The organism is Antarctobacter sp. (genome assembly GCF_965277915.1).
In the GTDB taxonomy this organism is placed as follows: domain Bacteria; phylum Pseudomonadota; class Alphaproteobacteria; order Rhodobacterales; family Rhodobacteraceae; genus Antarctobacter.
Genome location: NZ_OZ255849.1, coordinates 259,532 through 273,644, shown reverse-complemented (window position 1 = coordinate 273,644; position 14,113 = coordinate 259,532). Strand labels below are relative to the sequence as shown.

14 protein-coding genes and 2 pseudogenes are annotated in these 14,113 nt (G+C 61.5%); 3 read left to right on the top strand and 13 right to left on the bottom strand.

All coding sequences use genetic code 11. The features are described from left to right. Nucleotides 1-278 precede the first annotated feature (278 nt). Together ACQY5B_RS02250 and istB are read left to right on the top strand one after the other, a co-directional pair. Nucleotides 279-1,303 (top strand): annotated as a pseudogene (locus tag ACQY5B_RS02250) (Mu transposase domain-containing protein); the annotation flags it as partial. After that, a complete protein-coding gene (istB, locus tag ACQY5B_RS02245) occupies nucleotides 1,236-1,964 on the top strand; it encodes an IS21-like element helper ATPase IstB (protein ID WP_420326563.1) in 729 nt (242 codons plus the stop codon). The pseudogene ACQY5B_RS02250 and the gene istB, both read left to right, overlap by 68 nt. 135 nt (nucleotides 1,965-2,099) lie before the next feature. On the opposite strand, the pseudogene ACQY5B_RS02240 reads toward istB, so the two are convergent. The 13 genes and pseudogenes from ACQY5B_RS02240 to ACQY5B_RS02180 form a co-directional block, all read right to left on the bottom strand. Next, nucleotides 2,100-2,441: pseudogene (locus tag ACQY5B_RS02240) on the bottom strand (transposase); the annotation flags it as partial. A gap of 334 nt (nucleotides 2,442-2,775) precedes the next feature. After that, nucleotides 2,776-3,402 carry an isochorismatase family protein gene (locus tag ACQY5B_RS02235; protein ID WP_305971743.1) on the bottom strand — a complete coding sequence of 209 codons (627 nt, stop codon included), beginning with the start codon at nucleotides 3,400-3,402 and terminating at the stop codon, nucleotides 2,776-2,778. Nucleotides 3,403-3,488: 86 nt separating this feature from the next. Then, a complete protein-coding gene (locus ACQY5B_RS02230) occupies nucleotides 3,489-4,520 on the bottom strand; it encodes a 2,5-dihydroxypyridine 5,6-dioxygenase NicX family protein (protein ID WP_420328724.1) in 1,032 nt (343 codons plus the stop codon). Nucleotides 4,521-4,543: 23 nt separating this feature from the next. Next, complete coding sequence (locus ACQY5B_RS02225; RefSeq protein ID WP_420326564.1) at nucleotides 4,544-5,329, bottom strand: alpha/beta fold hydrolase; 786 nt, start codon at nucleotides 5,327-5,329, stop codon at nucleotides 4,544-4,546. Nucleotides 5,330-5,339: 10 nt separating this feature from the next. Then, nucleotides 5,340-6,089: a maleate cis-trans isomerase family protein gene (locus ACQY5B_RS02220; protein ID WP_500862051.1), complete on the bottom strand. Its 750-nt coding sequence runs from the start codon at nucleotides 6,087-6,089 to the stop codon at nucleotides 5,340-5,342. Between the two features lie 102 nt (nucleotides 6,090-6,191). Then, nucleotides 6,192-6,797 carry a TetR/AcrR family transcriptional regulator gene (locus tag ACQY5B_RS02215; RefSeq protein ID WP_420326565.1) on the bottom strand — a complete coding sequence of 202 codons (606 nt, stop codon included), beginning with the start codon at nucleotides 6,795-6,797 and terminating at the stop codon, nucleotides 6,192-6,194. Nucleotides 6,798-6,924: 127 nt separating this feature from the next. After that, entirely contained in the window at nucleotides 6,925-8,409 is a 1,485-nt protein-coding gene (locus ACQY5B_RS02210) for a tripartite tricarboxylate transporter permease (protein ID WP_421917722.1), read from the bottom strand. A gap of 69 nt (nucleotides 8,410-8,478) precedes the next feature. Next, nucleotides 8,479-8,994, bottom strand: coding sequence for a tripartite tricarboxylate transporter TctB family protein (locus tag ACQY5B_RS02205; protein WP_420326566.1), 516 nt, complete (start codon nucleotides 8,992-8,994; stop codon nucleotides 8,479-8,481). Between the two features lie 60 nt (nucleotides 8,995-9,054). Then, nucleotides 9,055-10,041, bottom strand: a complete 987-nt coding sequence (locus ACQY5B_RS02200; protein WP_420326567.1) for a Bug family tripartite tricarboxylate transporter substrate binding protein — start codon at nucleotides 10,039-10,041, stop codon at nucleotides 9,055-9,057. Between the two features lie 293 nt (nucleotides 10,042-10,334). Continuing rightward, a complete protein-coding gene (locus ACQY5B_RS02195; protein ID WP_420326568.1) occupies nucleotides 10,335-11,387 on the bottom strand; it encodes a 2Fe-2S iron-sulfur cluster-binding protein in 1,053 nt (350 codons plus the stop codon). A 25-nt stretch (nucleotides 11,388-11,412) separates the two neighbouring features. Next, a complete protein-coding gene (locus ACQY5B_RS02190) occupies nucleotides 11,413-12,483 on the bottom strand; it encodes an aromatic ring-hydroxylating dioxygenase subunit alpha (protein ID WP_420326569.1) in 1,071 nt (356 codons plus the stop codon). A 246-nt stretch (nucleotides 12,484-12,729) separates the two neighbouring features. Then, nucleotides 12,730-13,203, bottom strand: coding sequence for a MarR family winged helix-turn-helix transcriptional regulator (locus ACQY5B_RS02185; protein ID WP_420326571.1), 474 nt, complete (start codon nucleotides 13,201-13,203; stop codon nucleotides 12,730-12,732). A 54-nt stretch (nucleotides 13,204-13,257) separates the two neighbouring features. After that, nucleotides 13,258-13,722 (bottom strand): MarR family winged helix-turn-helix transcriptional regulator, encoded by a 465-nt coding sequence (locus tag ACQY5B_RS02180; RefSeq protein ID WP_420326573.1) that lies wholly within the window; start codon nucleotides 13,720-13,722, stop codon nucleotides 13,258-13,260. A 112-nt stretch (nucleotides 13,723-13,834) separates the two neighbouring features. Here ACQY5B_RS02180 and ACQY5B_RS02175 point away from each other — a divergent pair, with 112 nt between their 5' ends. Continuing rightward, complete coding sequence (locus tag ACQY5B_RS02175; protein ID WP_420326574.1) at nucleotides 13,835-14,089, top strand: hypothetical protein; 255 nt, start codon at nucleotides 13,835-13,837, stop codon at nucleotides 14,087-14,089. The last annotated feature ends 24 nt before the right edge of the window (nucleotides 14,090-14,113 follow it).

Here is a 14,113-nt window from a genome sequence, read left to right as displayed (position 1 = left end):
GGTCGCGAACCGGCAGGCCCAGAGATGGTGAGGCGCAGCGTGAGGTGATGGCACAGGGACGGTAAGAAGCGGAACGGGATACCCAGTTCGGACCGGAGCACCTCGAAGTGCGTGCCATTGATCGGGACCCGCCCGCCGGCTGACTTCATCAGGGCGCGCAGCCGTAAAACCGCTGCACACAGACGCCGAATACATGGCCGCGACCGACCAGATTGCCGGACCCGAACAAAGCTCTTGCCAAGGGGCCATCCATACATGGTCCGAGGACAATGGACGCGAAGACGGCGGTGGACACGATCTTTGTTGGCAAGGACCGCGCCTACAATCGCCGGTTCCAGCAGATGTGCGGGCACTACTTGGTCGATCCGGTCGCCTGCACGCCCGCATCGGGCTGGGAGAAGGGCCAGGTCGAGAACCAGGTCGGCGTCCTCCGGCAGCGCTTCTTTGTACCGCGCCCCAAGTTCAAATCCCTCGCCGAGTTGAACGCCTGGCTCGAGGACCGTGTATGGCCCACGCCAAAGCGAACAAACATCCCGACATACCGGAGAAGACGGTTTGGGAGGTGTCCCAAGCCGAGCGGCCGAGCCTGATCCCTTATGTCGGCCCGTTCGATGGCTTCCACGCGGTGCCGGCATCGGTGTCCAAGCCCGGGGCTCCGCCCGTTCAGGGCTGAATTGGTCCACTGTACCAATTCCTGGACGCCCTTCACCCTGCCTCGTGCGCTTCGACAAGAACCTCTACTCGGTCGATGCTCGGACTGTTGGGCGGCCGGTCGAGATCAGGGCCTACGCCGACCGTTTGGAATGCTGGCAGGACGGGCAGGTTGTCGCTCGCCATGATCGGGTCTTCGGGCGAAACACCACCGTCTACGATCCCGTGCATTACGTACCCGTCCTGGCGCGCAAACCTGGCGCGTTGCGCAACGGCGCGCCCTTCAAAGAATGGGAATTGCCGCCGGCACTGCGCCGTGTGCGGCGCAAGCTGGAGCACCAGCCCGGTGGCGACCGCCAGTTGGTCGAGATCCTCGGTGCCGTGCTCAGTGATGGCATCGAAGCCGTCGAAGCGGCCTGCTCGGAGGCGCTGGCGCACAACGTCTATTCCGGTCGTTCTGAACATTCTGGCGCGCCACCGCGAACCGCCACCGCCGTTGACAATCACGACGCCGGATGCGCTGAAGCTGGCCTGCGAGCCTGCTGCCAATTGCGATCGCCATGACAGTCTCCGGAGAAAAACCGATGGAACGATCACAGGTGCTGGACGCCATGGGCCAGTTGAAGCTCTACGGCATGAGGACGGCCTACGACGAGATCATCACCACGGCGATCAAGCGCCAGTACGAGCCACAACAGATCATTGGCGACCTCCTGGCCGCCGAGATCAGTGAGAAACAGGCGCGCGCGATCAAATACCAGATGACGATCGCCACGCTACCTCTGACGAAAGAGGTCAAGGAGCTCGACTTCGAGGGCACGCCTGTCAACGAGACGCTGGTGCGCGACCTGGCCGCCGGGGGCTTCCTTGAACAGCAGCGCAATGTTGTGCTCATCGGCGGCACCGGGACCGGCAAATCCCACCTTGCTGTGAGCATCGCCCGGGCCTGCATCCGGCGAGGCAAACGAGGGCGGTTCTTTAATGCCGTGGACTTGGTGAACAAGCTCGATGCCGAAGCTCGTGCCGACCGGCAGGGGCGCACCGCAGACCTGCTGTGCCGCCTCGACTTCCTGATCCTTGACGAGCTTGGCTACCTTCCCTTCGCCCAGACCGGCGGCCAGTTGCTGTTCCATCTCATCAGCCGCCTCTACGAACGCACCTCGATCATCGTGACAACCAATCTCGACTTCGGGGAATGGCCTTCGGTCTTTGGCGACGCCAAGATGACAACCGCGCTCCTCGACCGGCTGACCCATCACTGTGACATCCTCGAAACCGGCAACGAGAGCTGGCGCTTCAAGACCCGTGAATGACCGAGAACCCGCGGGCCCGATACGGCTGCGCTGTGTGAGGACTACGCAGCGCCGGGCCAGCTCAGCTCCGAGGGGATCAATTTTCGGCGCCGATAAGGGGGCAAGATTGCCTGCCGATTGACAGCCGATCATGCTTTTTTTGAGCAGCCGGTTCTCGAGCGTCAACTCGGCGACCACCTCCTTCAGGGCAGCAGATTCCGACCGCAATTCCTTGACCTCGGGCGCCGTCGCCTGACGTGCGGTGTCGCCCGACAGTCTGGCCTTCCCTGCCTCGAGGAACGCTTTGGACCAGGAATGGTACAGGCTCTCGGCAATCCCCTCGCAGCGACACGGCGCGGCGATGCTTTCCTCGTCCCGCAGGCCAGCCAGGACGATCCTGATCTTCTCTTCGGCCGAGTAATGCTTGCAGGTCTTGCGTATGATGCCCCTGACCAGCTTGCCAGCGGCGTCCTTCGATGTTCTGGATTTCTTGTTCATCTTCGCCCCATAATGGGTTCGATGAACCAGAAATCCTCCGTAATGCAATCACGCCGATCTGTCCGGTAGGGATAACGTCAGAAACACGAGAACACCCGGCACGACCCGGCAACCAAGGTACAGACGGTCTCGGACGCGAACACATGGTTGAAAGAGCCCGAAAAGCCCAAGCGAGTCTACAACCATGACCCGATGACTGCGACTTTCGGCGATCCCTTCACACGTCGGAACAGCCCCGAGTTCCGGGGCTGTTTTCCTTTGCAAAGCATGCGAAATCCGGCTGCAAAAATAGGCGCTTTTCGCGTGCCATTTTCTTGGTGACTATCTGCGTCATTCAGGCGGAAAGGGTTTCCATCCAGCCTAGGATTTCCTCTGCGTTGGTGACGTCGGCGTATTTTTGTCCGATGTCGTACAGATTTGCGTCATGAGGTTGTTTTGCCCTGTCCGCGCAGCAGTCTTCGGGGACGAGGACGTTGAAGCCAGACTGGACGGCGTCGACGACGGTGGCGCGGACGCAGCCGGAGGTCGTGGCACCGGTGACGATCAGTGTGTCGATGCGGGCGCCGGTGAGCAGGCCGGCAAGGTTGGTGCCGTGGAAGGCCGAAGCGCCGTGCTTAACGATCACCGGATCCTCGGGGCGGATGCCGGTGGCGGCGTCGATCTCGACCAGGCGCGAGCCCGCGGTGAGCGCGGCCATGCCCGTGGCCTTCTGCAGCCAAGGCAGGGTCGCCGCCTCCCAGGGCTGGTAGGCGATGGTGGTGTAGATCACCGGGAAACCGGCAGCACGCGCGGCCTCGGTCAGCCGGCGGGTCGCGGCGATCTGGGCACTCATGTCGGCGGCGGTAGGATATTGCGTGTCGGTGAACCCGTAGGAAAAATCCACCACCACGATGGCCGGGCGGGTGCCGCGTGGCACTTTCCGCCCGAAACCGGCGTCGTCATAAACCTGTTGCTGGGACATCTCGTGTAACTCCGGAGGGGCGCGTCCGCCCCGCCGGATCGCGGGACCCGGACAGAGACGGCGCTGACTGGGGGAACGGGCCGCGCTCAGCGGCGCGCGATCTGCATCTCCTTCACGACGAGATCGCCGTCGATCACGATCGGCTCGTCGTCGAGGAAGAGCGAGCAGCCGCGCATCGGGATATCCAGGTGGCAGGCGGTGTCGTTCGGGCCGCCCAGTTCATTGTTGGGCCCGGTCGAAAACATCACGTTGCCGTAGAAGCTGCGCGGCTCCATGCCCATGCCGCCGGGGAATTCGCCCGGGGTCATGCCGTGCCAGTGCGCATCGCGGTTCATGCCCCAGCCTACGTGGCTCATCCCCATGCCGCGCGGGTCGTCGAAAGCGGCCATGTAGGACTTGACCAGTTCCGCATCCAGCCCGCCGCGGATATCGGTGATCCAGCCCTTCTCGATCGTGTAGGTGATCGGGTCGCGCACGTACATGTTCTGCGGCAAGAGCACGTCGCCCGGCGCCACCACGATCTGCCCGTCCACGCCGTCGTCGTCCCCGCCGGTGAAGACGAAGCCCGAGGGCCAGTGGTCCCAGCGGCCCGGTTGGTCGGTGCAGGCGTATTCGGCCACGGTGGGATAGGTGTTGAGCTTGTAGGTGACATCGGTGCCATGCGGCGAGGTAATGCGCATCACCTTGGCCTTCGCCAGATACTCGGCGCCGATCTCGACCTTCTCGCGCAGTTCCTGGCTGGGCAGCATCCGGGCCAGCAGCTCGGGCGGCTCCACCGCGGTCAGGATCCGGGTGCCCGCGTCCTGGATTGCGAACTGTTCCGGGCTGAACAGCAGGAACACGCAGTCGATCAGCATGTCACAGTTCTTCAGGGCCTCGACCGCTTCGGGCATCGCCGCGAGGCCGGTCTGCCCCACAGCCCAGGCCCCGACGACAGGCGGCGCCGGCAGGCGCATGTGATACATGTTGGCGCCCAGGATCCGACCGGCGGCCATGAAGGCATCGGCGTAGTCCAGGCGTTCGTTGCCCTGGGTCAGCACGATCAGGCGTTCGTCCTTCCGCACGCCGGACATCTTCAGCTGGTGCAGGCAGATATCTGTAAAGCTTGCATGATCCATCACGGATCCTCCCTGTATGAGGTTTATCGGGCGTCGAAATCCATGACCGCGTCCAGGAAGCCGTCGAGGCTGTCCCAGGGGATCATGTGGCCGGCCTTCGGCACGATGCGCTGTTCGATCTTGGGGTTCAGCTGCGCGACCTCTGCCTGGTCGGCTTCGTCGACCACGGTGGCGCCGCCGGCGATGACCAGCCGCGCGGGCTTGTCGATCTTCGGCAGGTCCTGGTGGATGTCGTCGGTGTGGAAGCCGTCGAAGGCGATGCGGATTGCCCCCCAGTGGCAGGTATGCAGCCACTCCGCGCGCAGGGCGACCTGATCGTCGGTCCAGGTCGGGCAGAAGGCGCGCATCTCCTCGACCGAGCAGCCCCGCGCTGCCATCTGGATGCTGTCGCTGTACCACGGCCATTTCGACGGATAGGCACGGCGCCCCGGCCCCGACATCGGCGGATCGACCAGGATATACCCGGCAAAGGGTTCGGGGTCGCGGGCATTGGCGCGGATGGCGATGCGCGCGCCCATGGAATGGCCCAGGATGATCGGGTGCCGCAGCGTCCGCGCCACCGCGATGGCATCGTCGGCCATGGCGTCCAGCGTGTAATCCAGGTCACCGCTCTCCGACAGGCCACGGCCGCGCACGTCCAGCACATGCAGCTCAAAGCGCTGCGCCAGCCGTTCAGCGACAAATCCCCAGGTGATCGCGGGCGAGGTGATGCCCGGGATCAACAGCAGTTGCGGTGCCCCTTCGGGTCCGTCCCAGCGGATCAGGTGCTGACGGATGCCGTTGGCGTGAATGTTGTATCCAAAGCTCATGTCACCCTCCTCAATAGGCGCCGGAAAGCAGCGTGCCGCCGCCCGGAACGCGGGTTTCCAGATCAAGCGCCTTGAGCATCTGCCAGGTCGTGGCGATGGCTGCTGTCAGCACCGGCTTTCCGACTTGCGCCTCGACGGTGGAAACCGCCGGCAGCGAGGGCATCTGAACACAGGCCGAGAGCACCACCGCGTCGACGCCGGAGGTGTCCATATCCGCGACGATCCCGGGCAGGTTCATCGGGTCATGCGCCGCAACGGCGAGGTTGTCCTGGATTTCCAGCGCCCGCCAGGTGACCACCTCGATGCCCTCGTTGCGGATGTAGTCCACCACCATCTCGGTCAGCGGCTTCATGTAGGGCGCGACCACGGCGACCTTTTGGGCCCCGATCGCCTTGATCCCCTCGACCAGGGCACCAGCAGAGGTGACAACCGGTGTCTCCGCGTCATTGTCCCGTGTCACGCCGCGCAGCCGCTCTTGCGAAGTACGGTGATAGCCGTGTCCCATCGACATGATGGCAACGAGGCAGGCATAGCCCATCACGTCCACCTTCGCGTCCGAGAGTTCGAGCGCACAACGGTCGCTGTCCGCATCCATCGCCGCAAGCTCTTCCTTGGTCACGTGCTTCATCCGCATCCGCGAGGAATGAAACGTGAAACGCTCCGGAAAGACCGCCTCTCGGGCACGCAAAAGCGCGGGGATCTCTGTCTCCATCGTAACATTCGAACTCGGCACGATCTGGCCAACTCGGATCGGGGTCATGATTCTCGCCTCTGAAATCAACGTCCCACTCCGGATAATTACTCGAAGGTATAATTTCAACAAAAATCGTTAGCACACAAATGTATTTGAACAGCAGCGCCGTCAGGTGCTCAGCGGTGCAGCAAGACCTGCGGAAATGAAGGTAACAAGTTGATCCAGAAGCGCGGCGCCGCCGAGGTCCCCGACCTGACCGTCGGTCAGATCGTTGATGCGCCCGAGATCGTTCAGCATGAACATGTAGGTACCCACGGCAAAGGCCATCCTGGTCGAGATCACCTTTTTCGGAATCTCGGGCAAGATCTCTGAAAGCGCCTCGATGTATCGCTTGACGGACGCATCATAGACTTCGCGCCGCAGACGAAAGGCGTGCTCTTCCTGCTCGGCGTGCAAACGCGCCTGAAGGCGGACAAATGCCGCGCCGTTTGGGCCGGAATTTTTCATGTCCCACTGCGGCTTTAGATAGCATCGCACCAATTCCGCAACGGTTGGCGCCACATCGCGCGACAGAAGCTCGTCCAGCAGCACATGCCGGGCGCCCGAAATCACACTTCCACGCCGGCGAACCACCGCATCGAACAGATCTTGCTTTGAGCCAAAGTAGTAACGGACGAGGGCTTGGTTGACTCCGGCCTCCGTCGCGATGTCCCGTACCTTGGCGCCATTGAACCCATGATCGGCAAACAGCAATTCGGCCCGGTCCAGGATCACCTCGCGGAGTTCCGGCCCGCCCTTTGGGCGCCCCGGTTTACGACGTTGGCTTGTTGAGGTCATGGCGCTATCCGGTTTTCAGAGTCCCCCCCCTACTAGCCGTTGCACAGGCAAATCCTCAAGTTAATTACTCACCAGGGTAATTTTTGGGGATGTTTTCGCTCTTCTTGCCGGCAAGCGATCCCTGGAGGCGGTGCAGCAACGCGGTGATCAACGGCAAGGCCACCAGAAGGACGCAGACACCAAGCAAAGTTGCCGAGATCGGCCGATCGATGAAGATCTTCCACGACCCCTGGCTAATCATCAGGCTGCGCCGCAGGTTTTCTTCCAGTATCGGGCCGAGGATCAGCCCGAAGGCCAGCGGCGTCACCGGCAAGCCGATGCGCGAAAAGACGAAGCCGACCACACCGAAGGCAATCATCACGTAGACGTCGTTCATGTCATTGCGGATTGCAAAGGCGCCGATAACGCAAAACACTGCGATAAAGACATACATCAGTTGCGGCGGAATGCGCGTCACCAGCACGGCAGCACGGATCATGCCAAGGCCCAGAACCAGCGTCGCCACCAGCGCCAGAAGCACCGAGACATAGATCCAGGACACGAATGTCGGGTCATTGGCAAAGAGCAAGGGCCCGGGCGTCAGGCCATGCACCATCAACGCGCCCATCAGAACGGCGGTGATCGTGTCTCCCGGAACGCCCAGCGCGATCAAGGGAATGAGCGAGCCACCGACCGAAGCGGAGTTTGCGGCCTCCGGCGCGACGAGGCCGTCAGGATGGCCGGTGCCGAATGTCTCGGGCTCTTTCGACAACCGCCGCTCCTGGGCATAGGCGATGGAAACCGCCACCGCGGATCCCGCCGCCGGAATTGCTCCGATGAACGTGCCGATCACCGAGCCCCGCAGCATGACTTTCCAGCGCCTGGCCAATTCTGCAATCGGCAGCATCACCTTGCCAATGGCAGGTCGCGCCGTTGGCGCGTCACCAAAGCGCACGAGGTTCTGCAGGATCTCACCCAAGCCGAACAACCCGATGATGACAGGGATCAGATTCAAGCCCGATTGCAGCATAGGTTGGTTCATCGTCATCCGCTGTGCATCCGTCAGCGCATCGAAGCCCACCATGCCCAGCAGGATGCCGACAAAGCCGACCACGCTGGCCACCAGGGTCGAACCGTTTGACGCGAAGGACAACATGACGATGCCGAACAGCGCCACGGCGGCAAATTCGGGGCTGCGGAAATTCGTCGCGAAATCCGCCAGCACGGGGGCCAGCACGACAAGCAAGGCTAGGCCGACCATGCCGCCGACCGTAGAAGCCACCAACGCGTAGTTCAGGGCGTGGCCGGCCCGACCGCTCTGCGCCATCGGATAGCCGTCGATCTGGGTAAAGATCGACGCCGGCGTGCCAGGCAATTTCATCAGGATGGCCGATATCGAACCGCCATAGACGCTCGACATGAAAACCGAGATCAGGAACAGGATTGCCACACCGGGTTCCATCGTAAAGGTCACCGGCATGAGGATCGCCAGCGCCATCGTCGATGAAATTCCCGGTATTGCCCCCAGCACCAGTCCGAGGATTGCGCCAAGCCCGACGAGACCCAACATGGCAGGGCTCGTGGCGAAATCGGCGAGCACAGTGAAGAACGATTCAAGCAACATCGGTTCGACCCTCTCTCAAACGGGCAGCGGGAGCGTCAGTAGACGCACGAAGAACAGATGGATGAACACGGCGGTGGCCGCACCGAAGGCCGTCGCCTCGATTAGGTTTCGCCACGAATGGCCGCTGATGGAGACGAGCAGTACGTAGATCCAGCCGATGGAAAAGAGCGCCACCGCGGCAGGCGTCCCCAGCAAGCGCATCGCTGCCGGCATCGCCAGCAATGTCAGCACGAAACCGGCCGAGAGCGACCACTCCCGCACCGTGTTCACTATGGCCCCTGTGTGTCTGTGTGGACGCGTCTCGCGCGCCCAGCTACAGCCCCCGAACACCAGCAGAAGGACGCCCGCGAGTGCAAGAATTGTCAGGCACAACTGGGACAGGAAGAAGGGCCCAGGGTCACCTGGCATCTGGTTTCCAGAAAACAGCGTGATGCTGTGTCGGAGCAGAAGCCAACCCGCACCCGCCAGAAGGAGAAAGAAAAGACCGGCTGCAAAGGTCTTGCGGGCGGATTCCTCGATGGGCGGTGTCATGGCTGGCTCCTGTTTCGGGATTTTGGAAACGGGGCGCAGTCACTGCCCCGTTTGCGGGCGTCACTTCCGCTTCAGTTCCTCGGCAACAAGGTCGGCTTGCTCGAGGATAGGGTAGACAAGCTCAACCTGTTTCGCGAGTTCCTCCGCCGCCATATCGGCACCTCCCGGACGCAGCACCATGCCGTTTTCCGCTGCGGCAGAGGTAAAGCCGGCACTGTTGATTGCCTTGAGCAATCCCTCTTCCAGCTTGGCCCGGACATCCTGCGGAATACCGACCGGCGCCACCAGCATGACGAAATCATTCACCACGATGTCGTAGCCCTGCTCTTTGAACGTGGGAACGTCAGGCAGTTGCGGATGGCGCTGTTCCGCAGCGACCCCGAGCACCTTCACCTTTCCGGCCTTGGCGTGTTCGAGGATCGGCGGGATCGGAAGCGTCGCTGTCTGGACCTCGCCGGTCAGCAAGGCGGTCACGGTGGGGGCATGCCCGGGATAGGGGAGCTTCATCATGTTCACGCCCAGAGCGTCCGGGATGACGCTCGCGAAGATGAAGGAGTTGCCGCCCTGCGGATCATTGCCGTTCATCAGCGACATCGGGTCCGACTTCATCGCGGCGATGTAGTCGTCAAGCGTATCGATCCCCATGTCGACGCTCACCTCAATGGCGCCAGGTTCGTCGCTGATGTAGGCGATCGGGTCCAGACCGTCGAGCTTGGGTGCTGCAGGGTTCATGAAGGATTGCGACACGGCATGCAGGCCCATCACGCCAATGGTGTAGCCATCCGGGTCTGCCTCGGCGATGTGGCGGATGCCGGTCGAGCCACCGGCACCGGTCACGTTGTCGACCACGACCGCGGTATCCATGATCTCGGACAGCTCATGGCCGATCAGGCGCCCGACCAGGTCATGCCCGCCACCGGCCGGCCAGACGACCGTAATGTGGATCGGCTCGCTGGGATAGGCATCCTGCGCCAGCGCGGACGTCATCGGGAGGCTGGCAAGCGTCATCAGCCCCGTGACGGTAGCGAAGAGTTGACGGCGTTTCATGGCGTTCCTTTCGTCGTTTCCCTGTTGATTTCGGCAGGCACATCCCACCTGTTCACGGCCCGCCTCGCAGCCCGCGACATTCGCTATTGCCCCTCATTCCAAGGCAGATTTTCCTAGTTTTTCCGCGGCCGGTTGGCGGCGTTCTTCATCGTCTCGTCACATAAAAGCGCGGAAAAATTCATTTGCATAGAAACAATATTCCTCGCTGCATGTTTTTTTCGTGCGCCCCATGACCCCACTCTGGATCTGCACAATTTTTGAGCAGATTTTGAGGGGTAATTGTGCGAAGAGCGTCACAAATCGAGGGTCACGTCCCCTTTCGGAAACGAGCAACACAAGAGGACATGCTCCTCTCCGGGCGAATCGAGCGGCTCTTCGGAATAGGAAATCTCGCCGGAGATCTTCCGGCAAGCACAGGTGCCGCAGATGCCGTCACGACATTCAAAGTTCGGTGCCAACCCCTGCGCCTCGGCGAATTCAAGGAGGGTTCCGCTCGATCCGTCCCAAGTGACTTCGAGGTCCGACCGCGCAAATCTGACCACGGGACCGGCCCCGTCCGACGCCGCCGCAGGTCGGCCAGACGGCTCACGTTGCGAGCCATCGGCAACGGCCCCGCCAAAAGATTCCTGGTGAATTTCGCTGTCCGGCACGCCAAGGCTGACCAGTTCCGCCCGCATCGCCTTCATGAATCCGTCCGGCCCACAGAGGTAGACGCGATAGGCGTCTTGCGGCAACAGCCTGCGCAGCGTCTCTCGGTCGAGTAGTCCGACAGACTGGCAACGTCCGTCGGCGATATCCTCCTCGTCCCCTTCGGCATAGGCGACATGCGTGGTCACGTTCGGGGCGGCCTCTGCCAGCACCTTCACCTCGGCAGCGAAGGAGTGCTCTTCTGCATTCCGGCAGGCATGCAGAAACCACGTCGGCCGATCCGGCTGTCGGGCCAGTTCAGACAGCATCGCCAGCGCTGGCGTCACACCGATCCCGCCGGTAAGTAACAGGACCGGACGTTCATCATCTTCCAGGACAAACGTCCCCCGCGGCCGTTCGGCCGGGAACCGTGCGCCGACCTCGCCAACCTCGTGCAAATGGCGAGAGCCCCCCTTCCCCTCTGGCTCCAGCTTGACGCTGATCCTGTAGCCGCTGCGGTCGCGCGGGTCGGAGGATATCGTATAGGTCGATATCGGCCGCTCCGGCAGACCAAGACGGATAGGTAGGTATTGGCCGGGGATGAAGGGCGCCATCTCGCCCTCCACCACCTTGAACCGGAAGGACAGGACGTTTCGACTTTCCCGCACACGCTCTGTCACCTCCAGAGTGAGCGGCGCCGTCTTGCCCATATCAAGCATGTCAGCGCCTCCGGCCAGAACAGCATCAGTCATGGTAGACGAAGGACGCATTGCTCTCTGCCGAGGCGTCGAGCGTCCGCTCGGTTTCCAGAAGGTCGTTGATGCGCTTGCGGTAAACCATCGGCCCACGATCGATGGCGATACGGATCGGGCGCCGCTTCATCGGGCGCTGCTCCTCTGCGTGCACAGCCTCCAGAATCTCCTTGTCCTCGGCGAACGCGATGCGCAGCATTGCATCAATCTTGTCCGAGGCCTCTTCGGTATCGACCGCCGTGTTCCGCAGGTGCATCCAGCGGTCGATGGTGTAACCCTCATCGACAGGCGTCATGAAGTGCAGTGCAAGCACTCGGATGCCACTATCCCGATCGTCTTCGGCAATCTGATCGGCCACGTCCGCCGAGCCGAAGTCGATCACCGCGATCGACGGCAGATGCAGGTGATAATAATGCCAGCGATCGACATTCCCCTCAAAGCCGCCGAATGCCTTGAAGAAGCCAATCGGCTCCGCATCGCGGATCCACCGCCAGGCAGTGATGGTCTCGCCTTCGGTCGAGACATGCACCGGCACGTTCTCCGAGGCCGAGTTGCCCAGTGTCGTCGGGTGCACAAAACTCACATGCGCCGGGTCCACCAGGTTTTCGGCCACGTTGAGGTAGTTGGATTCCAGGTGCAACGCGTCCCCGTGATGGGCATGCCAACCCGGGTCGGTGAATTGCGGCAAATCGAAAATCGCATCCGGATCTGCGCGGTGCCGCTCACCCATCCAGATCCAGACGATCCCGTGACGCTCCTCGATCGGGTAGCTTTCGACATAGGCCGAGGGCGGAATCTTGTCCTGCCCCGGAACCCGGGTGCACTTGCCGTCAGGACCGAAGGTCAACCCGTGGTAACCGCATTGCACCGCATCTCCGATCCGCTTGCCTTTTGACAGCGGCAACAACCTGTGCGGGCACCGATCCTCCAACGCAGCAACGGTGCCGTCCGTGCGGCGGTAGAGAAGGATGTGATCGCCGAGGATGGTGAAACGCCGCAGTTCATCGTCAATCTCGCGCGACCAAGCGGCCACGTACCATGCGTTCCGAACCAGAGTCGTCATCCCATCACTCCCGAGCTTGCGTTCTTAAGGGGCCTTCCCGCAGGGGCCAATTTGCTACGCACTCAAAGTAAAATGATTCAGATCAACGGCGCAACATTTTATTTGGGAAGAGCTGGAAACTTTGCTTAAGCCGCGATTTTGGCTCAAAAATCAATCAAAGGGCCGGCCCACATCCGAAGCATCCGAAGCGAACGGACGAAATTTTAAACGTGTACGCATCAAAATGGCAGTACGGGCAGCGAGACGTCAGTCTTCGGCGGCAATCACCTTTCGCAGCAACTCCATGAAGAGTTGCTGCTCGATCACGGTGAGCGGCTCGAGCAGTTTTTCCCCCGCTTCCACGCTGACCGGAACATGATTGATCGCGCATTGGCGTCCGGCTTCGGTCAGTTCGATAACCGACGAACGCTGATCCTCGAGACTCCGCCGCTTCTCGATCAACCTTTCGCGCTCCAGCTTGCGCACCACCACCGTCGTGGTGGACGGATCCATCGAAGTCAGCCTCCCAAGCATGCTTTGAGTTACAGACCCCACCTTCAGCAGCGTGACCAGAGCCACGAACTGCGTCACCGAAAGGTTCGGATGCCGCACGTTCTGGGTAAAAAGCTGGGCCCCGCGCTGGTGGACACGGCGCACCAACTGCGCCGGGTGGTTGCGCGGATCGTAGGCTTCGATCATCGCGGACACATCACCGGCGCGTTTCGTGGTGTGGTCGTTCATCGCCCTTGACCTCTCCGCAACCAGGCGCCCCAAGTTACACGCACAACGCGCCAATCAACTCAGCTTTGCCAGCAATCGCAGGATCGTGCGCCGTTCAGCAACGGTAAGGGGTGCCAACGTTGCCTCTGTGATGTCCGCCATCACTGGCATTGCCGCCTTGATCAGCTCCCTGCCCTTCGCGGTAGCCTCGATCACGTAGCGCCGGCGGTCAACCTCGTCCTTTCGGGTCACCACAAGGCCGCGCGCCTCCAATCGGTTGACGACCCCTTTTATCGTAGCCGCATCCATCGCGACACTGCGTCCAAGCGCATTCTGGGACTGCGGCACGGGGTTTTCAACCAGGCGGAAAAGAGCTGAAAACTGAGTTGGCGTCAGGCCGTCAAGCATCCTTTCGCCAAAGATGGTCATGTGCCGCTGGTTTGCCTTTCGCAAGGCATAGCCGATCTGTTCGTCAAGAACATAGGCCGCAATGGCATCCTCCGAGGTGTCGTTGCTCGGATCATGTTTCATATCATCCATCGGGCTCTTCTCACTTTCCCGGCACTACCGATGCCAGTATCCAACATTCAATCGGTTCCCGGGTCACATGCAGGCAGAAACACCGGAACAATACCATGGGAAGGCGTCCAAGATGCCCAACCTTGTCAAGAAAATCGGGCCGCCTTCCTCATCAAAACCGTTCATTGGTATACAAATGTATTCCAAGACAGAGTGCAACCCTTTCCTGAAAGGACGAATTCGTGGCCAAGCACCGCGCCCCGCCAAAGCGAGCTTCCCCAAACTGCTGATCGGTTTCGATTTGATTGAAATAGGTAACGGCGGGCAGCGGACCATTGGTCAATGCGATGCGCACAGCTTCTGCACGAAATTCCTCGGTTGGTCGTAGTGCCATAAAGGTTCGCCTTTGCGC

Excerpts from the sequence above, each read along its gene's own strand:
- ACQY5B_RS02195 (WP_420326568.1), bottom strand. The coding sequence starts at position 11,387 with ATGCTTGATATGGGCAAGACGGCGCCGCTCACTCTGGAGGTGACAGAG.
- ACQY5B_RS02205 (WP_420326566.1), bottom strand. The coding sequence starts at position 8,994 with ATGACACCGCCCATCGAGGAATCCGCCCGCAAGACCTTTGCAGCCGGT.
- ACQY5B_RS02180 (WP_420326573.1), bottom strand. The coding sequence starts at position 13,722 with ATGGATGATATGAAACATGATCCGAGCAACGACACCTCGGAGGATGCC.
- ACQY5B_RS02175 (WP_420326574.1), top strand. The coding sequence starts at position 13,835 with ATGCCCAACCTTGTCAAGAAAATCGGGCCGCCTTCCTCATCAAAACCG.
- ACQY5B_RS02210 (WP_421917722.1), bottom strand. The coding sequence starts at position 8,409 with ATGTTGGGTCTCGTCGGGCTTGGCGCAATCCTCGGACTGGTGCTGGGG.
- ACQY5B_RS02230 (WP_420328724.1), bottom strand. The coding sequence starts at position 4,520 with ATGGATCATGCAAGCTTTACAGATATCTGCCTGCACCAGCTGAAGATG.
- ACQY5B_RS02190 (WP_420326569.1), bottom strand. The coding sequence starts at position 12,483 with ATGACGACTCTGGTTCGGAACGCATGGTACGTGGCCGCTTGGTCGCGC.
- ACQY5B_RS02235 (WP_305971743.1), bottom strand. The coding sequence starts at position 3,402 with ATGTCCCAGCAACAGGTTTATGACGACGCCGGTTTCGGGCGGAAAGTG.
- ACQY5B_RS02200 (WP_420326567.1), bottom strand. The coding sequence starts at position 10,041 with ATGAAACGCCGTCAACTCTTCGCTACCGTCACGGGGCTGATGACGCTT.
- ACQY5B_RS02185 (WP_420326571.1), bottom strand. The coding sequence starts at position 13,203 with ATGAACGACCACACCACGAAACGCGCCGGTGATGTGTCCGCGATGATC.
- ACQY5B_RS02225 (WP_420326564.1), bottom strand. The coding sequence starts at position 5,329 with ATGAGCTTTGGATACAACATTCACGCCAACGGCATCCGTCAGCACCTG.
- istB (WP_420326563.1), top strand. The coding sequence starts at position 1,236 with ATGGAACGATCACAGGTGCTGGACGCCATGGGCCAGTTGAAGCTCTAC.
- ACQY5B_RS02220 (WP_500862051.1), bottom strand. The coding sequence starts at position 6,089 with ATGACCCCGATCCGAGTTGGCCAGATCGTGCCGAGTTCGAATGTTACG.